Below are 20,617 nucleotides of genomic sequence, written 5' to 3' on the forward strand. Positions count from 1 at the left end.
GGTGGGGAACCAGCGGGTGGGCATGGTCGTGCTCGCCGTTGAACGCGACCAGGTCGGCGCCGAAGCTGTCGCATACCTCGATCATGATTTCTTCACAGCGGCGCAGGAGTTCGTCGGTGGACACGTTGCGCCGGTATGTGGTGGTGAAGAACCAAGTGAGCATGCAGGGTGCAGACGACGGTTCGCCCCCTGCGGATATCGGGGTTCGGTCCCCATCGTGGTGACGTGGACGGGGGGATAGTGTGTTCGATTGTGAGGCTGGTGGTGCGGGTGCGACTCCTGCCGACGCCCGAGCAGGCGGCGGCGTTGGAGGCGACCCTGCGCGCGGTCAACGCGGCCGCCTGCCAGTTCTCCCGCCTGGCCCATGCCCAGCGCACGTTTCGCAACTACGATCTGCGCAAGCACACCTACACGCGGATCAAGGACGGGTACGGGCTGGCTGCCCAGGCCGCGCAGCACGTCATCAAGAAGATCGCCGACGCCACGCCACCCTGCACGCCAACCTGCGGGCCGGGAACCTGGGCAAGGTGGGCTCTGCCCGCCGGACCCGCGCCACATCCAAGCCGATCACCTTCCGGCCAGATGCGGCCCAGCCCTATGACGACCGGTGCTTGTCCTGGCAGCACGTGGACCGGTCAGTGTCGATCTGGACGACTGCCGGACGGCTGCGCGGCATCGCCTTCACCGGCTCCGCCGACCAGCTGGCTCTGCTGGCCAAGTACCGCAAAGGCGAGTCTGACCTGGTGTGGCGGGAGGGCATGTGGTTCCTGCACGCCACCCTCCAGGTGCCGGACGTCCCGATCACCGCGCCGGACGGGTTCCTCGGCGTCGATCTGGGCATCGCCAACATCGCCACCACCAGCGGCGGTGTCCGCCACTCGGGCAAGGGGCTGAACGCGGTCCGTCACCGGCACCGGGAGCTGCGCCGCCGGTTGCAGGCCAAGCGCACCAAGTCCGCCAAGCGGCTCCTGAAGAAACGGCGCCGGTCCGAGGCGCGGTTCGCCGCCAACACCAATCACGGCATCGCCAAGCAGATCGTGACCGAGGCGACACGCACCGGGAACGGCATCGCTCTGGAAGACTTCCAGGGCATCCGGAATCGGGTACCGGCTTCGCAAGCCCCAGCGGGTCACGCTGCATTCCTGGAGCTTCCACCAGCTGGGTGGCTTCCTAGGCTACAAGGCGGCCCGGGCCGGGGTCGCCGTCATCCACGTCGATCCGGCTTTCACCTCCCAGCAGTGCTCCTCGTGCGGGCACGCAGACCGCAGGAACCGGCTCGATCAAGCCTCTTTCTCGTGTACGTCGTGCGGCTTCGCTGAGCATGCCGACGTCAACGCAGCCCTCAACATCGCCGCACGCGGTATGGCGGGCTGGGCAGTGAGTCACGCTGCCTGACGCGGACCAGACCGTCGACACCATCGACGGCGAGGAGCTGCAAGCTCGGTCGTTTAAGGTTTACGGCCGAGAAGCTGACCCCGAAGGACTCCTGATCCGGCAGGAATCGGTGGTGGTGTGGGACCTCACCGCCGACTGTCCGCGGGATGCGCCCGACAACCGGCGGGAACGGCCTCGGCAAAAAGGAAACAGATCATTCATGGATACGACAGAACGGCCGTTGAGCGGCAAGGTCGCCCTGGTCACCGGCGGATCGCGAGGCATCGGAGCCGCGACCGCCCGCGCGCTCGCGGCCGACGGCGCAGCGGTCGCGATCAGCTACACCGCCGCCGCCGACAAGGCCGACGACGTGGTCACCGCCATCGAATGCGCAGGAGGTCGCGCCGCCGCCCACCGTGCCGACCAGAGCGACCCCCGCCAGGTCGCCGACCTGGTGCACCGTGTGGCCGCCGACTTCGGCCGACTCGACATTCTGGTCAACAACGCCGCGGTGTTCGTCACCGGCAGAGTCGACGACACCGAGGTCGACCTGGCCGCCTTCGACCGGCAGCTGGCCGGCAATCTCGGCGGTGTCACCGCCGCCATACGAGCCGCGGCCGTCGTCCTGCAGGACGACGGCCGCATCGTCACGGTCGGCTCCATGCAGGCCACTCGGCCCGGGTTTCCGGGCGTAGCCGATTACGTCGCCACCAAGGCCGCCATCGTCGGCTACACAAAGGGAGCCGCCCGCGATCTCGGACCTCGCGGCATCACGGTCAACGTCGTCCAACCCGGCTCGGTGGCCACCGACATGAACCCGCCGCACAATCCTTTCGCGGACGTCCAACGTGCCGCCAACGCGATGGGACGCTTCGGCACCCCAGAGGAGATCGCGGCGGGTATCGCCTTCCTGGCCGGTCCAAACGCCTCCTTCATCACCGGCGCCGTCCTCGACACCGACGGCGGCTACCTGGCGTGATCTCGGAGGAGGGGCGCCATCTTCGACGCTGATGCGCCGGTCCTTGGCCACGCCTCTGTGGACGCGAGCGTGAGGCCGATGTTTGCGGCGTGGCCATCTTCATCGGCTTACCCCGTGAGGCCGGCACTCACGCGGCCAGATCGAGAGCGTCGAAGACGAGCTTGGCCCTGCGACCGATCGGCGCCGGGCCGACGCTGCAGAATGCGCCGCCACATTCAGCTGCCCCGCATCCCCCGGCACGGCGTCCACCCGCCACACCGACTGCCCGGCATCGCCTAGGGTGGGCGAGGCGAGGGTGGTCAGGACGCCGAACGGCGTCTCCATCCGGCGGGCATGCACGTCCCGAATGCCAGTCATGGCGTCCTCCACCATATAGACAATCCTGTTGTCCATCGTGTCAATCGAGTCCTCCGGCCATTAGCTGTCCGATCTCGCCGAGCACCGACCCTCACTAAAGTCCTACCGGTGATGTGCGTTCTGGTGGCGGGGTGCCGTCAAGTACGGCATCCCTATTTGATCGCGGCCAGGTCCAGGACATACATCTCGTTCTTGATCGGGTAGGTCATCAGCCGGTCGAGGCCGCCGTCGGGGATCGCCATGGTTTCTTTCGCGTTCGGCCGTATGCCGAGGTCGGCGGACCTGCCGGTGTCGGCGTCGTAAAGCGTCAGAACGGGCTGATTTCCCGGTCCCCTCAATTTGACCTTGAAGAAGCGCTCCAGGCCGGCGTCGTCGCCCAACTGGAAGTTGTTCGGCAGTTCGCGCTCGTGGGAGCCGTCGCGGTCGCGGACGAAGCTGCGCAGGATGGTGTAGGTCTCCACCGTGGCCGGGCACCGGTGAGTGCCGCACTTGATCTCCTTACCGGAGCGGTCTCGGGGGCGTTTGACCTTGACGGTCTCGGATCGCACTGCCACGCCCGCGCACCGGTCGACGCCGCACCTGACCTCCTCGTTGGCCTTGACCACGGCGTCGCGCCGCTCACCGGTCTCGACGTTGAGCAGCTCGCGGAAGATCGCCTTTCCGCGGTGGACGCCCACCCACGGCCATTGCAGGATGCGGTACCGCTCGGCGCCCTTCACCGGCTGCGGCGAGCCCCCGCTCAGAGGCGCCCGGTAAACCCCGCCCTTCTCGTAGGCGAAGACCACGTCCGAGCCCGTCACCGTCAGCCCGTTGATGTGTCCCTGCTTCATGACGTTTCCGAGGGGGACATCGGTCACCGGCCGAGGTCGACCGCCGGCGGTCGGCACCGTCCAGATTCGGGCGACCCGTGGGCTGCCCGCTTCCTTGTAGGACGCCCACCAGACGATGTTGCCGTCACCGGCGGCGACGCCGTCGGCGAAGATCGCCGACCCCTTTGTCGGGGGGATCTCGGCGATCTGCCTGGGCTGGCCGGAGTTCAGGTCGTAGCTCCACAGGAACTGGCGCTTTCCGTCGGGGACGCCCGTCATGACCAGCAGCGTGTGCTCGTCGAGGAGTAGCTGTGGGTAGTACGCGCGGCCGTCGGGCAGCTTGGCCGGGATCTTGTGTACGGCCTGCGGCCACACCTGCTCGATGGGCGGCGGAATCTTGTCCGCCGACGGCTCGTCCTCGCCGGTCGCGCTGACCGCGGGGTGCGGCTTGGCCGACGCGCCCAAGGCGCTCACCGCCGCGCCCACCCCGGCTGCCACCAGGACCACGGCCGCGGCCGCGCGCAGGGCGGCGGTCCGCGCCCGCCGCCGACGATGGCGCGTCTTGACCGTCGCGAGCAGCCCGGCCTGCGCCTGCGGCGCACGATGATGCGCCGCCCCAGACAGGACGCGGCTCAGCTTGTCTTCCAGATCGGTCATCGCATGCTCCCCTGGGTCGCCGGTGAGGAGGAGAGGGAGGAACGCAGCTTGTCCAGGCCCCGGGAAGCCTGGCTGCGCACGGTTCCGGAAGAGATGCCGAGCACCTTGGCGATCTCGGCGTCGCTGAGCTGTTCGTAGTAGCGCAGCACCAGCACGGCACGCTGTCTGCGGGGCAACGCGGCCAGCTCTTCCCAGAGACCCTGTTCCTCGTCGGGAGGGAAGACTCCGTGGTGAACCCGCTCTGGCGGGTCTCCGGTGAGGTGTTCACGCCTGTGCCGCCGCCAGACGCTGATGTGCAACCGTGCCATCGTGGTTCGGGCGTAGCTGTGCGGGCTGTCCTTGCGCCTCACCCTCGGCCAGGCGCCGCACAGCCGTACCAGGGCTTCCTGGACGAGGTCGGCGGCGTCATGAGGGGGAGGCCGCGCCGGTGCTGCCGAAGCTGGGCGGGCCGTACCCGCGCAGCGTCCGGTCGGATCGTGCTGATCACGCAGGGGTTCGGGCGGGCGAGAGCCGCGACGAGATGCTCGGGCAGAGCCGCGCGCGATATGAACAAAAGCCCTTCTTCGGCATGATGCCTTTGTCGGCCGCGTGTGTCCGCAGTCGACGGGCAGGGCCCACGCCTGGCGGCAATCCGCCTGGCGTGGGCCAAGATCTATCGGCTATGCGAGATCAGGTGCCGCCGCCCGGCTGGGTGACGCCGTTGACCTTCAGCGTGTATGGCGCGTACTGCTGAACCTGCTCGGTCGGCTCGTCGTATGCCACGACCGCCACCACGGTCGGGAACTTCGCGAACGGCGCGAGCTGGAGCCGGTTGAGGTTGATCGAGCCCTTGCCGTTGTACTCGGCCTGCAGGACCGTCGGTTGCTCTCCGTCCATGCCGATCAGCCGCACGTTCCAGTTGCTGACCGGCGTCGGCAAGATCTCCGTCGGCGAGTCGTACGGCTCCAGGCTGGACCCGTCGCTGATCGTCGTCCCGCCGACGGTCACGTCGTCGATCAGCAAGCCGCCCTGGTTGACGCCGCCGTCGCTGACATAGCGGAAGCCGAGCAGGATCTGCTGGCCGGCGTAGGCGGACAGGCTGTAGGTGCGCGGCTCGAACCCGTTCGTGGTGCCGTTGAGACCGGGACCGAGCGGAGCGGTAACGGTCTTGTCGCCTGCGATGGCGGTGTAGCTCTGCCCGCCGTCGGTGGAGACAATCACGTAGCCGTAGTCGAAGCCCTCCTCGGCACCGTACTTGGCCAGGAAGCGCAGTGTCGCGTCGGCGGACGGGACGGTCACACGGGTGACGGCGGCGACGTTGAGATTGCTCGCGTTGCCCGACCACAGCACCGGGTTGCCCGCCCGGTCCGGGTCGTCAGCGACGACGGTCCAGGCCAGCGGGATCGGCGGCAGCGTCTTGACGCCCTGGAACGACAGCGAGTCCAGTGGCTCTCCGCCAAGCTTGCGCACCGTGACGAAGTCCGCGCCGTTCGGCGCCGCGCCGGGGGCGGCATAGGCGGCCGGGTTGGCCAGGTTGAACGAGGAGTTCAGGCTCGCCGAGGTCACCCGCTCACGCGGTACACCCACGATCGTGCCCCCGCTACCGAGCAACTGGTCCACCAGCCCCATCGTCTGGAAGTCGTGCAGCACCTGGTACAGATCTGTGCTGCCCAGGGCCGCCTTCAGGCTGGCCAGCCCCTGCCGGTCTCCGTCGCGGTGCAGCTTGCTGGTGAACTCCGTTCCGTACCGGTCGTAGAGGAACACCATGAGCGCGAAGGCGTGACCGTAGTCGGCCAGGAGCGCGTTCGGGTTGTCCTCACCCCACAGGTTAAGCGAGTTCTGCGGGCCGCCGCAGTCACGCGGTTGGGGGTTGTACGGCGTCTGCACGGTGCCGAATCCCTGGTAGCAATAGAGGTGGTTGTAACCGTCCCGGTCGTACACGGTGGCCCCGGCGTTGGCGTAGCCGGTGAGAACCTCCGCGAAGTCGGACAGGCCCTCGTTCACCCAGGTGGACTCCAGCGGGTCGGTGTAGTAGTGCAGCAGGTGCTGCCACTCGTGCGCGAACGTGCCGTCATACAGGTGCGGCCTGGCCGGGCGTGATGTGCACGGGTCCGAGGACGGGTCGTCCGGCGGGTTCGCGCCGGTACGGTGCAGCCAGTCGAAGGCGTCGATCGTCATCACGTTGCGGTCGAACAGCTCGTTGAACTGCGCGGAGACGAAGCCTGCGATGTATGTGGGGGCGGCCGGGAACGTGTAGAAGTTCGCGTCCCGCACGTTGTCGACCAGCGTCACCGTGCGGTTGCCCGCGCCGGTGTAGACGCCACCATTGCCGTTCTCGTCCGGCCCGAGCGTGGCGTTGCTGCCGTTGCGGTCCGGCGGCGTGCTGAAGGCGCTCGTCTCCTTCGGGTAGATGTTGGAATCGAACTCGTTGACCAGGTCGGCCACCTGCTCGTCAGTGATCTGCACCGAGGATGGCACCCGCATACGGCAGTCGCCTTCAGGGAAGGCCACGTCGTTGGCGACCCAGACCTCGATGTTGTCGCCGACGCCGCGCAGCGTGTAGTCCTTGCGGTAGAGCGTGCCGTTGTGGTCGTCCAGCCCCAGCCACTGCCGGACAGCCCCGACCGGCGGTGTGTCCGCCGCTGCCTTGCTCTTCGCCGTGCCGGGCTTGTAGGAGGACGGCGTCTTGACCCGCTTGCCGTCCAGCGTGAAGTCCTTGCGCTTCAGTTCTCTGACGTCGCTCGGCGGCGGTGCGGCCGCAGACGCCGGCTCGGCCGCCGCGGGTAAGGCGGTCAGCGTCGGTAGCAAAAGCAGTGCGCATACGATTCCGATAATTCGGCTTCGCGCCATGAAACCTCCTTGTAAGGGGGTTGCGGAAAGGGGAGAGGCATGCTCTTTCATGGAGCTCCGGTCATCACGCACGACACGTGATCGTAAGCCCGCCGCCGCCCGGGTCAGGCATTTCTGCTTATGCGGGCGGTATTCACGGCGAATCTCATTTCCCTGATCTCCCTGGCGGTTGCTGTCTCGTGAGCGCCAGCAGCTGGTCGCTGATAGCGGTCACACCAGGGCTCATACGGGAGGGCCGAAGTTTCGCTACCGAACGTTATCTGTGATATATCCTCCTCCCTCGCCCCATGCTGACCACGAGATGCGGAGAGCCCCGAGAAGCTGCGCCTAAAGTCCATTCCACATACGAGAACGCAGCAATTACAACGGCGGGCCATGCGGCGGACAGCGATGATGTGGATGAGTGCGTCCCGTCAGGGTCTGACTAAGGGGCTGACCGACCTCGGGTCTCCAACGGGATCTGTCGACTCAGTCAACGTCCGTGCCCGTGCGCCACGAGATGTTCGTGAAGCTCCACCATGACGGCGAAAGCTGGCGGTCTCACGGCAGTGGTGACCGCGGTCCCATTGGGCCCCACCGGAGGCTTGGCCGGGGTGGACAGCCACGTGGTGAAGAGCGCGTCAAGCTGCCGCCCGGACACCTCTTCGGCGTGCTGGATGAACTCCTCCGTCGTTGCATTTCCGCCGCGCTGTTCCGCGTGGTGGCCCTTGAGGATCTGGAAGAACACCTCGTCGCCGACTTCTGTCCGGAGCGCGTGCAAGGTCATGGCGCCGCGCTCGTACACGGCCTTATCGAACAGCTCTGTTCCCGGATGCAGCACCAAATTCCAGAACTGGTCATCGGCCGGATATTTAGCGTAGAAGGCGTCCGCCAACTCGTCCGCCGTGCCCTGGCCTGTCTCCTCCGACCAGAGCCACTCGGCGTATGTCGCGAAGCCTTCATTCAGCCACATGTGCGGCCAGGTCGCCACCGACACCGAGTCGCCGAACCACTGGTGCGCCTGCTCGTGGGCCACGACCATGTCCGGGTTCGGCTCGGTCCAGAACTGGGTGCCGTACACCGACCGGGTCTGGTTCTCGATGGCGAAGCCGAATCCGGTGGTGGCGACCCCGCCGATGGAGCCAAAGGGATAGGGTCCGAATTTCGTGGCGAGGAAGCCGGTGATCTCCGGGGTGAGTTCGATGTTCTTCTTGGCGACCGGGAGCACCTCGCGCAGCGATTTGTCGTAGGCGGTGTAGTACGGCAGCCCGCCCATGGTCCTGCCCTGGTTGAACTCGAAGTCGCCGAGCGCGATGAACGGCAGATAGCTGGCCATCGGTTCGTTGGCCTCCCACGTCCACCTGGTCCAGCCCGGGAATTCTTGCTCGCGTCCGGTCAGGATCCCGTTGGACAGCGCGGTGGTGCCGTCCGGCACTACCACGGACACCTTATAGGTCGCTTTGTCGGAGGGGTGATCGTTGGAAACGTACCATGTCTCGGCGGCGCGCGGCTGGCCGACGGACAATCCTCCCGTTTCGGTGCGGTGCCAGACCTGGATGCCGTCCACGAGGACCTGCGACGGGATGTCGGCGTACTCGACGACGACACTTATCGACCTGCCCTTCTGCAGAGGCCGGTGGGGCGTGACGATCAGCTCGGTCTTGTCCTCGCGGTCGACGCGAAACGCTGCCTGATTGCCGTCGACCGAGACGGACGTCACTTTCAGCGCGAAGTCCAGGTTGAATTGCGAAAGGTCCTGGGTCGTTGTCGCCTGAATCGTTGTCCGCCCGAACAATTCGTCGGTCGAGGGCTCATAGGACAGTCGAATGTCGTAGTGCTGGACGTCATATCCGCCGTTGCCAGCATTGGGGTAGATAGGGTCACCGAGCCCCGGCGATCCCGGCGACGGATCTGCGTTCGCCGGAGATGCGAGCAACGCGGTCACCAGGCCGGCAATCACGGTACCGGTACCGAAAATCGTGTGTTTGCGCATACTACCACTTCCTTCCGCGATATTGATGCGGAGCCCGATGTCGTCGAGTGTGAATTGACCAGCAGTGCACAAGCCAAAGACGCTCATGGCAAGCGCCGACGCGGCTTTGAGGGCCTCACCAGAGCCTCGCATGTCGCGGGACAATCAAGAAGTTGGATATGTGCCTTTTAGGGTCGCAAAACAGACAATGAAAGGAGGGAGGCGTGTTCTAAGCTTGCGATTTAGGCAGGCCCAGACGTTGATGCAGGCCAGGGTGCTAACGCCCGATATCGCCATGCAGCGGATGTACCGGATTGTGACCGTGGCGGCACGGTGTGTCGTGGTCATTGAGAGCGGCCACCGCCTTCATCTTCGGTGTTGTGAGACTCCTGAGAGCAAAGGGGTGGCCCGCAGATGTTTCACAATCGCGGGCGCGCGTGAGGTAGCCGAGCACCTCGGGTGATCCAAGACGTCACACCTTCGTCCCCGCTTCGTCCCCTAATCGATTTCCGCGCGGCTTTCCACCGGCTGTTGTGGCGGCAGCCCGATCAGGGCTCCGGCGAAGGGGCGTTGACGGCCCGAGTGTCCGTTTCGCCGGGTGAGCGGCATGCGAGGCATCGTGCTCGGGGCTTGGCTCGGGCAAGAAGCAGGCACGTCCCCAGACGCTCAAGGCATCGGCCTCCGAGGTCGCCGCCATGGCGGAGGGCGCCATCCGGCACGGCACCACCATGAAGGTCGAGGGCAACTACGTTGACTCGCATGGGGAGTCGGAGCCTGGTTTCGCTGTCACCCGGCTGCTGAATGTAGACCTGCTGCCACGCATCAAACAGATCAACCGGGTCAGGCTGTATCAGGCCGACTACGGTGACATGGCCCGCGATGCGAACCTGGCGCCGGCGATGACCCGGACGATCCGCTGAGACATCATCGCCCGGAAGGTCACATTCCAAGTAACTGAGATCAAGTACGCCACCGCGATCCGCACCCGCACCGCCTCCACCGAGGCCATCTTGTCGCGCTTCACCCGCGCAGCGTCCCATCCGGCCTACCAGGCGATCCTGCAGGTCGGCCGTGTGGCGCGTACCACGTTCGTCGCCCGGTACTTACGGGATCGCGATCTGCAGCGGGAGATCGAGGAAGGGTTGAACGTGGTCGAGGCCTGGAACCCGCGCCAACGCGGTGCTGTGCTCGGCCGCGGCGGGGAGATCTCCACCACGGGTGGTCCAAGCCAGCCTCAAGCAGGTGCTCGAACCCATCTTCGAGGCGGACTTTCTGCCGTGCTCGTATGGGTTCCGTCCCAGCCGGCGTGCGCACGATGCGATCGCCGAGATCCACCATCTGGCCTCCGAGCCCATCAACTACCACTGGGTGCTGGAGGCGGACATCACGGCGTGCTTCGACGAGATCGATCACACGGCCCTGATGGATCGCCTGCGGGCGAGGATCTCGGATAAGCGGGTGAATGCGCTGGTCAAGGCGTTTCTGAAGTCGGGCGTCATGACAACGGACGGTAACCGGGAAGAGACCTGGACCGGGACCCCCACAGGGCGGAGTCTTATCTCCGCTGCTGGCCAATATCGCCTTGACCGCGCTGGACGATCATTTCGATCGGCAGTGGCACCAGCACCATGCGGATGGCTTCTTCCTTGAACTCCAGCGAGAACTGCCTACGACGCCTCGTCACGCACCTACCTCTTCCAGACTTCTGTCAGCTTATGTAGCCGACTGTCCGGAATCTGCTAGGCACCTCAGATCTAGTGCCCCAACTCACGAACTATTGCTTACCCTGCTTGCTCGAGCCCGCATAGGCGTCACCAGCCGAGAACGCTTCGCCCCATGGTGCGCCGGCGGAGGACAAGCTGATCTTCAGGTCGTCGGCGATTTCCCGCACGGCCCGGCCGCGGGAACTGCGCGCCGTCCATCGCGAACAGGATCGACGCGAGCACGTAGACGCCGCGCGGCAGTCTCCCCTGTGAGACCGGCACCTGCTGCTGTGCGGTGTCGGCGTCATCGGCCATCACCCGCGACCGTGGCGCGGCTCTGTGCGACGGCATGGTCGACGTCTTCGTCCAACAGGTCGGTGTTGATGGCGAAGGCGGCGGCGGACCCCATGCCGGCGGCGGCGATGACCTGGGCGCGTGGGTCGATGACGTTGCCGGCGGCCCAGACGCCGGTGATGCTGGTACGGCCGGAGCGGTCGGTGACGACCCAGCCGCTGTCGTCTTTGGCGCAACCCAGATCGGTCAGCAGCTCATCGCGCGGGACCATGCGGGGGAAGAGGAAGGCGGCGGCGCGGGGAACGGTGTGACCGTCGGTGAGTTCGATGCCGCGCAGCCGGTCGCCGTCGATGACCAACTGCTTGACCTCGCCCTCGACCGTGCGCAGGCCGCGCGCCTGCAGCCGCTCCCGATCCAGCGCCGTCAACTCGAGCGTGTGTGGGAAGAAGACGACGTCGTCGCTCCACCCGCGCAGGAGCAGGGCCTGGTGCACGGCGCCCGGATGGGTGCCGAGGACGGCGAGAGGCTGGTCACGGACTTCGTAGGCGTGGCAGTAGGGGCAGTGCAGCAGATCCTTGCCCCACCGTTCACGCACGCCGGGGATGTCGGGCAATTCGTCGCGTAGCCCGGTCGCGACCAGGAGGCGGCGGGCCTTGAGGACACGGCCGCCGACCATGCGGACGTCGTAGCCGTGGTCGATCTGGTCCACCCGTCCTTGGATGAGCCGCACGCCGTAGCGGGCGATCTCGGCGCGGCCGAGCTCGAGCACTGTCGCAGGGGCCGATCCGTCGCGGGACAAGAAGCCGTACATATGCGCGGCGGGCGCGTTGCGCGGCTCGCCGGCATCTATGACCACCACCTTGCGGCGGGCGCGTCCAAGAAGCAGGGCGGCGTTCAGCCCGGCCGCTCCGGCGCCGACCACCACCGCGTCGAAAACCCCATCGTCGACGGTGCGCGATGCGCTGCCGTTCGGGTCGCTCGTCGCCTTGATCATGGCGTTCACCTCCGCGCCCAATGGTGTGCGTCTTGGTGGTGAACCGACAACTTCCGTTGCTGAATTGGGGACGCGGGAGGTGAAATGAGCGGTATGGACGAGCAATCTCCAATCGCCACCACGCTGGCCCAGATCGGCCCCCGCCTCAAACGCATCCGCACGAAACGCGGCGTGAGCCTGTCCGCGCTGGCCGAGGCAACCGGCATCTCCAAGAGCACGCTTTCCAGGCTGGAGACAGGTCAGCGCCGCCCCAGCCTGGAACTCCTGCTGCCCATCGCGCAGGCTCATCAGGTGCCGCTGGACGAACTGGTCGGGGCCCCTGAGGTCGGCGATCCGCGGATCCGCTCGAAGCCCCGCGTTCGCAACGGCCGCACGGTGATCCCGTTGACCCCTCATCCGGGACCCCTGCAAGCCTGGAAGTCGATCATCCCGGTCGAGCAGAACCGGCCCGAGCCGTGCACCCATGAGGGCTATGAGTGGCTCTACGTGCTGTCCGGGCGCCTCCGGCTCATCGTGGCCGATCACGACCTGATCCTGGAGCCAGGGGAGGCCGCCGAGTTCGACACCCATCTGCCCCACTGGTTCGGCACCACCGGCGAATCTCCCGTTGAGGTCCTGAACCTGTTCGGCCGCCAAGGAGAACGCATGCATGTCCGCGCCAGACCACACGCCCGGCAGGAACGGGTGTCCTGAGCGCAGGGCACTTTGTCGGAGCGGCAGTTCCGGGCAGGCGCTGCGTCGGTTTGACGCCGCACACAGCACGTTGAGAATCGACTGGTTCTCAATACCTCACCGCGCCGGGCTCCGGGCCTGCCTCTCCGCGCCTCGCGACTTCGAGATCGCGGGGGAGGCGCTGGCGCCGCCGTACGGCACGGGACGTGAGCCCCGCCGGTTCTGTCAAGGCTACGACTCAGCGGGACCCGGCCGGATACTGTTCGCGTTCTTCGCCGCCATGGCCGATACCGATCGGGTAGCCATTTTGCGAGGCGACGCTGGCGGGGCTGGAGGCCGCAAGGCAACCAGGGCGGCCGCCCTACCTCATCACCAACGATATGACCCGCACCTTGCTGTGGCGCCACGCCGCTGGCGAACCCCGTGGACAAGATCGTTGAAGATTGGATCCGTCACACACGGTGAGCGCAAGGGACCCAACTCCTCCCTCGCCAGCGGGTTGAACGTGATCAGCGGCGAGGACGGGACCGCGCTAAAGATCGTCGTTCAAGAGCTCTACGGTCTTCTGGGTTCTGGGTTCTGGGCTGGGCCGGCTTTGGCGACGACCTGATGGCTGGGGACCCTGGTCGGTTGGTGAAGGGGGGGGGACGTGCTTGGTTTGCTGGTGCCCGTGCTGCTGCAGAGTCTTGCCGCCTGTGCTGTACGCGTGCTGGCCTTTCTCGACCGACTACCGGGTGCGAACCAAAACGAAGGGCAGGCGCAACAGGCCGAACGCATCGCAGACCAAACCGAATGGAATCGGCCGAAATCCCGTGCCGAGCAGCGAACCCCAGGAGCAACCCCGTTTGACTGTTGATCGGTGGTGTCGACCGTGGCCTGCTTCTCCGGAGGTACGGATGCGCTTCCTGGCCTTATCAGGCTGTCTGGGCTGGGGTGGCTGACGACCAGAGCGCTGGAAGACCGTCCGCTCGCGGTGCGGAGAAGCGAACAAGTCGATTGGAGACAGGCTCGAGCCCGAACCAGACCTTGGACAGGTCCGAGCTGGGAGCTAGGCGCAGACCTTGAATGGATGCGTCGGTGTGCGTTCCGGCCTCGAGTGCATCTCGGGAAACGAACACCCGGCGCGTCCATCCGGCTACGGACAATTCGACGACGTCGGAATCGCTGCGGCTGGTGCGGAACCATGCCGGCCGGGTGCGTTCGCCGTCATCAGTGCGGATCGTGATGGATGTCTTGGATGTGATGGTTGCTGGCCGGTCGGGTGCGGGCTGGTTCGGGGTCGTCGCGCTTAGCCCGCGGTTGGTTCCTCGTGTGGTTTGACGTGTGGCCCTGGCAAGCCGGGGAGATCTGTGGGCGATGGTGGCCAGGGCATCTGGATCGGGCCAGGGCAGGATGCCGGCTACCAGAATCGACGGCCGGAATTCGTCAGTGGATGCCGCTGAAACGCGGGTGGTGAGGGTTTGAGTGTCGCCGACGGCGCCGGTGCGCATCTGGTGGTGCCGCTTCCAGGCGGCATCGGCCCGAGTCAGCAGGCTGGCACCTGATGTCGGTAAGAGGGCCGACTTGAATCCGTGAAGGGGCGCCTGCTGGGCGAGGAGCGTGTGCAGAATTCCGCCGATGGTCAGGCGCTGCGCGTCCGCGAACTGATCGGCGATGAAGGGTTCTCGATGGTGCGGCCGAGTTGTTGTCTGACCATCGGACCGCAGAAAGGTGGGTGGCTGAGGGACGGACGCTGGTCTGGCGTCTTTGACGAGAGTGGCGCGAATGGGGGTGTAGATGATCTGTTTGTTCTCTACATACCGCGGGCGGAACCGGCTGAGGTCGTGAGTTTGAGCTGCAGCGCGGCTGGCGTCGCTGAGTTCGTCGCTGCCGGGCGGCGGCCGGCGGCGGACATCGGTGGATTGGGGGCCCCGCACGACGAGATCGGTCAGCGCGTTGCTGATGGACACCTTGACGTGGCCGGGCGGCAATGCATTGAACTCTTTCATCGCCTCGTCGGTGAACCGGAGATCGTAGAGGCGGTCCGAGGGAAGTTGTGTGGTGAGGGCGCGTTCGAACTCCTCACGGGCGGTGGAGGTGGAACGGTCTCGTGGCTGGTGCCTGGTCGGGGCCAGCCCGTTGACGGCGCCGTCGTCACGCTGTTTGCCCAGGACGTCGACGACTAGGGCTCCGCGTGTGGTCGCCTGGCCGTCGCGGTCTCGGATGGCGCGTGAGTAGCGAAGTGGCTTGACTGCGCCCACCGACCGTTGATAGGCCCGCGTGCGATACCGGAGAGCGTTGATTCGGGTCGTGAGGAGTTCCTCGGAGAGAGGTTCGGCTTTGACTGCGAGGATTTGTACGGCTTCACGGTTGGTGGGTGAATGTTGTGGCGGCAGGATGCGGTAGAGGATGGTGCCGCGTGGGCGGGGGGTAGCTCGCTCTTGGAGGATGCGTTGGGCTTCTGCTGCTGAGGTGTCGGCCGGGATGATGGCCAGCAGGTGGACGGTGGAACGTGAGCCTAGGTCGTCCTGAGTTGCGTCGGCTGGCTGCCCGTGGGTATGTCGGCGCTCGCGGCCGTCGGGATCCTTCACCTGGGCTGACGGTGTGAAGACGTACAGCAGGTCACGGCCGTCGCGCAGGTGAGCGCGATATAGGTAGTCCAGCTGCGAATCGGCCAAGGTGAGGCGGTCCTGCCATCCCTGCCGCTGCCAGTTTTGCAATGTGTGATCTTGGCTGTGGCCAGCCGGTCGATCCCTTCGACGAGACGGGACACTGCGTCTTCGGGCAAGGCGTCGAGTTCGGCTTCGAGCTGTTGTGTGGCGGTCACGAGGTTGGCGGCCCTCGGATTGAGGACGGAGCGTAGCTTCTGCTCGAAAAGCATGTGCCGGCGGCCGGCGATGTTGATCGAGGTCGTGGCGAAGGTGGCTTGCCGCCAGACGCCCTTGAGTTCACGGGGATCTCCGACGACCTGCCCTCGCTGTCTTGCATGGCGTACACGAGGCTTTGGATCCGCGCCAGCGCGAGGGCACGATCGCCGACGCCGAGTCTCTCGTCTAGCGGCAAGGCCTCCATCTCCTCCGGGACACCTACATCCCATACGAGATCACGATGGGGCCGCTTGGCGATTGGGACGCGAGGCTGCGAGCGGTAACTTCGGTCGCCTTCGATGAGTTGTGGGCGGCCGAAGTCGCGAACGTCGTCGTCAACGGCGGCGCGAGGCGGGCCGGGCGTGAGATTGCTCTGTTCATCAGCCCAGGCGCGATCGCCGTCATCGCGATCCTCCCATGGGGATGTCCGGTCAGACATCAGGTCCCCGGTTGGTAGGGGGTGCAGCCGCGTATGAGCTGGCCTCTTCTTCGGCGGTGAGGGGCAGAGCCGTCAGCACTGCCTGCTCCTCAGGCAGGAGGAGTATCGATATACGTGCGTCGCGAGGTGGCGATGTCCCTGACCGAATCGGGCGACCCGCAGGGCGCGGACGCGCTGGTCGCCATGGCCGAGGATCGTTCACTCGGCGAGGAGTATCGGCTCAGCGCTGTCCGAGAGCTCGGCCGGCTCGGCGATGCGCGCTACGCAGATCTGCTGAGCGCCATGACCGCTGACCCGACGCTGAGCGGCACCATAAGAGATCAGATGGTGCAGACGCTCGGCGAGCTTCGCGACAGGCGGTGCACGGAACTGCTCGCGGCAATGGCCATCGATCCCACGCTGGACGGCTACGCCCTCCGTCGTTCGGTGACCCCCCGCTCCCGCGCCTCTGCGCTGCGCAGCCGCCGGTTGACCGCCTGCAGCTCTCCGGTCTCGGCGAACAGTTGCGCCTCGACCACGGCCGCGTGCGCCAACCCGGCCTCGGAGAACGCTGACCGGCTCTCCTGGCGCATCCGCTCGACGACCGAGGTCACTTCCTGCATCCGTACGATCACACCGCAGACCGCGCCGTCGCGATCAAGCAGCGGGGCGCTGGCTACGCTCCAATACCGCTCCCGGCGGGTTCCCGGACTGCCAGGCATCTCAATGTCGTAACGCTGGAGCATCAAGATGTCGCCCTCGCCCTCGCCCCCGGCCAGCACCCGCTCCAGCGACGAGCGCAGCACCTCCACTCCCTCCGGCCAGGAGCCTCCCGGAAACACCTCGAAGGCGTTACGGCCGATACACTCCCCGCACGTGCGACCGAAAAGCCGCTCATGGGCCCGGTTCACCGCGACGAACGCCAGATCGCGCGAGAGCACCGACAACGCGACAGGAGCGGCGTCGAACACAGCCCAGAAATCCACCTCAGCCATCACGGCCCCCCTTGCCGTCACCTTCCCAGGATAAGGACCAATTGAGCTGGAACAACGCCTCGCCAGGCGCGCAAACCGGCATCATCAAAGGGAGCCTGCCAGCCTCGCTCGCAGTTGAGCACGACGACCGATCGCGGTCCGGGCCGCCGACGTCTCCGGCGACGTGGTTGTCCGGTCCGGCCAGGAGTGTCGACCGATATGGCGGCACAAGGTACATCAGCTTTTTGAGGCGCGCCGTTGACGACGTACCAGCGCTCTTCCTGTTGCAGGGCCTGGTGACAGTAGTGCCACGTCCTGCGCCGTCCCAGGTCTCGCCACGGGTGCAATCCGGCTGACCGCCACAGCACGTGCAGCATCCCCAGGAGCCTCACCGATCGCGGCGACGACGCTGTCGAGCCTCCGGTCGCCAGCGATCGCGCCCGGCGTGACGTGCCCTGGCCTCCGGGGAGGATCGGACCAGATCTATTTTGGCGCCAAAAAGACGATCTTGACGACGATTCGGTGACGACGGCTGTTTGCCCTGGTCGACCGCCCTGATTAGCGCGACTGCTCATGCCTGTAGATTTCCTCTCAGATGAGCAAGTAGCCCGCTCTCGCCTGGCCCGAGGCGTCGATGGCCCGGCTCGAGCAGTTTTCCGGCTGGACACGAAGGCGTTGGAGGCGTTGGCGGCCAAGCGCGTCCGGCGACGACGCTGGAGTGAGCGGTGCAGTGGGCATCGTACGGATGCTCGGCACCTGTTCAAGACCGCCTCGGCCCAGCTCGACCGCACCGGCAAGGGTGGACGTTGCACCAGCTCCGTCGTTCGGCGCTGGAGCATCTGATCCGAGCCGGCCTGACCGCGCCCGAACTCAAGGCCAAAAGCCGCCGTCAGCGCCTGGCCTGCCTCGGCCGCAACGTCCGCCTCCACGAGGAGACCTCCGTCCGCGTCACCGCCGAAGCCGACTCCGTCCAGTGCCGTCCGCACTGATTCTCCGCACCATCCTGGTGACGCCTGGCGAGAGGCTCTCGCCTCGAGATCCACGCCGTGGACCGACACGCGGAAAGGCCAGGAAAGCGCCAAGTTCCCAACAATCCTGCCAATTGCACTCCACCATGCAATCGACCATACAAGAAGCGTTGACGCCGTAGGCATCACGTGCTTCCCTGTCCCAATGAGCACCGCAACAGATCACGTGAAAAATTCCGCCGCCGTTGCCGTGGCCGCAATTATTGCGATTGGCGCCAATTTAGCCTTGACTGGTCCCGCAGCAGCGCATCCAACAATCACTAAGGCAGGCGTCGGCTTCACTTCCACGCCACCGACCCCCTGGCCTAAAGCCACTAGCCCATTGACGAATTTGGCCGATTTTCCAAAGCTTACCGAGACCCAATTGGCTACCGCGATCTCCAAGGAACGGGCAGAGAGAGCAGCCACCCCGGCCCAGACGGATCCGCTAGTAGAACTAACCACTCAAGAAACCCTTGCCGATGGGCGGACCCGAGTATCCATCTACAGTCTGGCGCCGGGGGCTGATCCCGAAAAGGTTGCCGACTCGCTGCGTGCACAGGGTAAAAAGAACGTCCAGCTGGTCCGCCATACACCTGCATCGCCAATCGAATCCGGGCCACAACCGATGGCGTCGACCGACTGCGCCTACGGTCAGGCGCGAACACTTTCCTGCCCCAATGCATGGTGGACCAACCTGGGGCGCACAAATCCCGTAGTCCTGTTCAACGATCACAGCGGCGCTCAATGGCCGGTAACCGATGCCGTCTATAAGTGGAATCGGACTCCTAACATCGATAGCTGGTACACCTGGAATAATTGCAATCAAAGCAACGTCCACTGTGTCGATGTCACCTCGGGGAGCTACGGGCAGGGAGGCTGGATCGGATACACGGAGACGACGTGGAATTGGGGTACGTCGGGAGCCATGTTCGACGCATACGTCTACCTCAATGATTCATACCCTCCTTCAACCTTCACCCGGAACAACGTGGTCACACACGAGTTGGGTCACGTCCTGGGACTGAACCACAACCAGTGGAACGGCGATGTCATGTGGTGGAAGGCGAATATGCGAGAGGATATAGGCGGGGAAAATCCCGAATTGCTTCGTCAAGTCTACTCCGTCGATCGCTAAAGAGCTCACGAGGGCTCCACCCGCGAACGGACTTCCGCCGTGCTGGTCTTCCGGTGGTCGTCGCAACACCGCTGTTGAAGGGATGCGATGGGCTTCGAAATCTGGGAGAACCGGGACACCCGGTCGGGGGGCGCAGGGCGCTTTCCCACGAGCGGGCGGCGCACTTGCGGCTCCTACGGCAGGGCTTGAGCAACCAGGAGGCGTTCCGGATCTACGGCATCAATTCCCGTACCGGGCGACGACGGCCTAACGGGTGCAATCCGACCGGCAATGCCCTGGGTGACCGCCACCTGAACGAGACCGAGCGGATCCACATTGCCCACCGGGTGCCGGTGAAGGCGTCGATCCGGGAAATCGCGCGCGAGCTCGGCCGCGTGCCCTCCCACCATCAGCTGGGAGGCTCGTAAGGGTCTGCTCCCAAGCCGATGTGAACGGCCAGCAGGTGCAGGACGTGCCGGAAGCCGAAGCTTCCGTCGTGGTCGGCGAGACCCGCGTTCCAGACCGAGGCGGTGGTCCGCACGGCGGCCTGGGCCAGGTCGGGCTCCAGCCTCCTCCAGAACCACGGCGATGCGCGCCTTCTCCATGAGGCTCTCCCAGAGGGCTTCCAGGCTCTGGCGGTCGTCGTCGGGCTGGGCAAGGTAGGGGGATCGAGCGGGTGGCGTGAGTGCCTCCGGTGGCGGGGTGAGCTCCTCCCGGTAGGACCGCAACCTGTGCTGGGCGGCCGTCGCGCGCTCCCCCCGCCGCCGGGTGACGATCAGCTCCCAGGCCTCCGCGAACGGATCACCCGCTGGCGGCGGAGTCGGCATCAGTTGTTCGACCGCGAGCCGGATGAGGTCATGGAGCCGCTCGGGGGCGGGATCGTTGACGATCGCGGAGAGCCGGGGGTCGGCTTCGATGATGCAGCGGTGTTCCGCCGGAGGGTTCAACGGGGGAGTCCGGTGGTGGGCGGGTTCGGGTGCAGGGCGATCTTCAGGTGCCGCCGGGCCCACCATGCCCGGTCGAGCCGCACTTCGGACAACGTCTCGGCGAGGGTCAGCGCGGCGGCGTACCAATCCTGCCGCCACTGCGCGGGCGGAACGGGCAGGCGGCGGAGCCATTCGCGGCCTGATGCGGGGGTCACGGCCTCAAGATCCATCGGGTCGAAGAGGGCGATCAGGGTGCCATGGGCGGCATAGCCGACGGTGGTGGCGAGATTGGTCGTCCAGCGCAGCGTGAACGCCTGGCCCTGCATCGAGAGCCGCTCGATCCGCGTGGTCGCGACGCCGTCGAGTGGCTCGACGAGGATCGTCCAGTCTCCGTGCCGGGCGGCGAGGAGCACCGCGCCCTGCCATTCGCCGTAGTGCTCGACCGCGTCCGCCTCGACGTCGTCCCAGAAGGCGGGTGTCTGCCATGACCCTCGCCTTCCAGACCGCCTTGACGGGGCAGGATGGTCGGGTGACCGATGAGCAGCCGACCCGGCCCAAACGGCGGACGTTCACCAAGGCCTATAAGGCGCGGATCCTGGCCGCCTTCGACGCGCTGCCCGAAGGCAGCCCCGAGCGGGGTGCCCTGCTCCGTAAGGAACGGCTGTATCACTCCCATATCGTGCACTGGAGAAAGCAGGCCGAGAACGGCA

At 66.0% G+C, this 20,617-nt stretch carries 18 protein-coding genes and 3 pseudogenes; 11 read left to right on the forward strand and 10 right to left on the reverse strand.

Annotation, left to right across the window (positions count from 1 at the left end):
• Positions 1–163: transposase (locus tag ETD85_RS45390; protein ID WP_206059287.1), on the reverse strand; the 163-nt coding region annotated here is incomplete at its 3' end.
• Between the two features lie 1,043 nt (positions 164–1,206).
• On the opposite strand from ETD85_RS45390, the gene ETD85_RS67365 reads away from it, so the two are divergent.
• On the forward strand, positions 1,207–1,395 hold the full coding sequence (locus ETD85_RS67365) for a zinc ribbon domain-containing protein (RefSeq protein ID WP_338087236.1): 189 nt from the start codon (positions 1,207–1,209) through the stop codon (positions 1,393–1,395).
• A 112-nt stretch (positions 1,396–1,507) separates the two neighbouring features.
• A complete protein-coding gene (locus ETD85_RS45400; protein WP_240779857.1) occupies positions 1,508–2,353 on the forward strand; it encodes an SDR family NAD(P)-dependent oxidoreductase in 846 nt (281 codons plus the stop codon).
• Positions 2,354–2,862: 509 nt separating this feature from the next.
• Here the strand turns inward: ETD85_RS45400 and ETD85_RS45405 are convergent.
• From ETD85_RS45405 to ETD85_RS45420, 4 genes are all read right to left on the reverse strand, one after another.
• The gene (locus tag ETD85_RS45405; RefSeq protein ID WP_138696056.1) at positions 2,863–4,176 is read right to left on the reverse strand and encodes a TolB family protein; all 1,314 of its coding nucleotides are present in this window, start codon (positions 4,174–4,176) and stop codon (positions 2,863–2,865) included.
• The gene (locus ETD85_RS45410) at positions 4,173–4,832 is read right to left on the reverse strand and encodes a SigE family RNA polymerase sigma factor (RefSeq protein WP_338087237.1); all 660 of its coding nucleotides are present in this window, start codon (positions 4,830–4,832) and stop codon (positions 4,173–4,175) included. The genes ETD85_RS45405 and ETD85_RS45410 overlap by 4 nt, the downstream gene beginning before the upstream one ends.
• 13 nt (positions 4,833–4,845) lie before the next feature.
• A complete protein-coding gene (locus tag ETD85_RS45415; protein WP_206059285.1) occupies positions 4,846–6,963 on the reverse strand; it encodes a choice-of-anchor J domain-containing protein in 2,118 nt (705 codons plus the stop codon).
• A gap of 514 nt (positions 6,964–7,477) precedes the next feature.
• A complete protein-coding gene (locus tag ETD85_RS45420; protein WP_138696058.1) occupies positions 7,478–8,977 on the reverse strand; it encodes a M1 family metallopeptidase in 1,500 nt (499 codons plus the stop codon).
• 650 nt (positions 8,978–9,627) lie between these two features.
• On the opposite strand from ETD85_RS45420, the pseudogene ETD85_RS66280 reads away from it, so the two are divergent.
• A pseudogene (locus ETD85_RS66280) lies at positions 9,628–10,170 on the forward strand (Tn3 family transposase); the annotation flags it as partial.
• A gap of 4 nt (positions 10,171–10,174) precedes the next feature.
• Positions 10,175–10,606 carry a reverse transcriptase domain-containing protein gene (locus tag ETD85_RS66285; RefSeq protein WP_276617348.1) on the forward strand — a complete coding sequence of 144 codons (432 nt, stop codon included), beginning with the start codon at positions 10,175–10,177 and terminating at the stop codon, positions 10,604–10,606.
• Between the two features lie 161 nt (positions 10,607–10,767).
• Here ETD85_RS66285 and ETD85_RS63770 read toward each other — a convergent pair whose 3' ends face one another.
• Together ETD85_RS63770 and ETD85_RS45435 are read right to left on the reverse strand one after the other, a co-directional pair.
• Positions 10,768–10,974 (reverse strand): hypothetical protein, encoded by a 207-nt coding sequence (locus ETD85_RS63770; RefSeq protein WP_170247187.1) that lies wholly within the window; start codon positions 10,972–10,974, stop codon positions 10,768–10,770.
• The gene (locus ETD85_RS45435) at positions 10,964–11,947 is read right to left on the reverse strand and encodes an NAD(P)/FAD-dependent oxidoreductase (RefSeq protein ID WP_138696059.1); all 984 of its coding nucleotides are present in this window, start codon (positions 11,945–11,947) and stop codon (positions 10,964–10,966) included. The genes ETD85_RS63770 and ETD85_RS45435 overlap by 11 nt, the downstream gene beginning before the upstream one ends.
• 93 nt (positions 11,948–12,040) lie before the next feature.
• Here ETD85_RS45435 and ETD85_RS45440 point away from each other — a divergent pair, with 93 nt between their 5' ends.
• A complete protein-coding gene (locus ETD85_RS45440; RefSeq protein ID WP_138696068.1) occupies positions 12,041–12,640 on the forward strand; it encodes a helix-turn-helix domain-containing protein in 600 nt (199 codons plus the stop codon).
• A gap of 628 nt (positions 12,641–13,268) precedes the next feature.
• A complete protein-coding gene (locus tag ETD85_RS45445) occupies positions 13,269–13,475 on the forward strand; it encodes a hypothetical protein (protein ID WP_138696060.1) in 207 nt (68 codons plus the stop codon).
• Between the two features lie 58 nt (positions 13,476–13,533).
• On the opposite strand, the gene ETD85_RS45450 is transcribed toward ETD85_RS45445, so the two are convergent.
• Positions 13,534–15,318 carry a hypothetical protein gene (locus ETD85_RS45450; protein WP_138696061.1) on the reverse strand — a complete coding sequence of 595 codons (1,785 nt, stop codon included), beginning with the start codon at positions 15,316–15,318 and terminating at the stop codon, positions 13,534–13,536.
• 700 nt (positions 15,319–16,018) lie between these two features.
• Between ETD85_RS45450 and ETD85_RS67720 the strand changes: the two are divergent.
• Positions 16,019–16,189, forward strand: a pseudogene (locus tag ETD85_RS67720) (HEAT repeat domain-containing protein); the annotation flags it as partial.
• A 122-nt stretch (positions 16,190–16,311) separates the two neighbouring features.
• Here the strand turns inward: ETD85_RS67720 and ETD85_RS45460 are convergent.
• On the reverse strand, positions 16,312–16,878 hold the full coding sequence (locus ETD85_RS45460; protein WP_138696062.1) for a PAS domain-containing protein: 567 nt from the start codon (positions 16,876–16,878) through the stop codon (positions 16,312–16,314).
• A 785-nt stretch (positions 16,879–17,663) separates the two neighbouring features.
• Between ETD85_RS45460 and ETD85_RS45465 the strand changes: the two genes are divergently transcribed.
• From ETD85_RS45465 to ETD85_RS45475, 3 genes are all read left to right on the forward strand, one after another.
• Positions 17,664–17,846 (forward strand): hypothetical protein, encoded by a 183-nt coding sequence (locus ETD85_RS45465; RefSeq protein ID WP_138696063.1) that lies wholly within the window; start codon positions 17,664–17,666, stop codon positions 17,844–17,846.
• Positions 17,847–18,030: 184 nt separating this feature from the next.
• Positions 18,031–19,002 (forward strand): M43 family zinc metalloprotease, encoded by a 972-nt coding sequence (locus tag ETD85_RS45470; RefSeq protein WP_138696064.1) that lies wholly within the window; start codon positions 18,031–18,033, stop codon positions 19,000–19,002.
• Positions 19,003–19,187: 185 nt separating this feature from the next.
• Positions 19,188–19,409 carry a helix-turn-helix domain-containing protein gene (locus ETD85_RS45475; protein WP_138696065.1) on the forward strand — a complete coding sequence of 74 codons (222 nt, stop codon included), beginning with the start codon at positions 19,188–19,190 and terminating at the stop codon, positions 19,407–19,409.
• 515 nt (positions 19,410–19,924) lie between these two features.
• On the opposite strand, the gene ETD85_RS45480 is transcribed toward ETD85_RS45475, so the two are convergent.
• Positions 19,925–20,320, reverse strand: coding sequence for a hypothetical protein (locus ETD85_RS45480; RefSeq protein WP_138696066.1), 396 nt, complete (start codon positions 20,318–20,320; stop codon positions 19,925–19,927).
• A 71-nt stretch (positions 20,321–20,391) separates the two neighbouring features.
• Here ETD85_RS45480 and ETD85_RS45485 point away from each other — a divergent pair.
• Positions 20,392–20,617, forward strand: a pseudogene (locus ETD85_RS45485) (hypothetical protein); the annotation flags it as partial.

Source organism: Nonomuraea zeae (assembly GCF_005889725.1).
Lineage (GTDB): Bacteria > Actinomycetota > Actinomycetes > Streptosporangiales > Streptosporangiaceae > Nonomuraea > Nonomuraea zeae.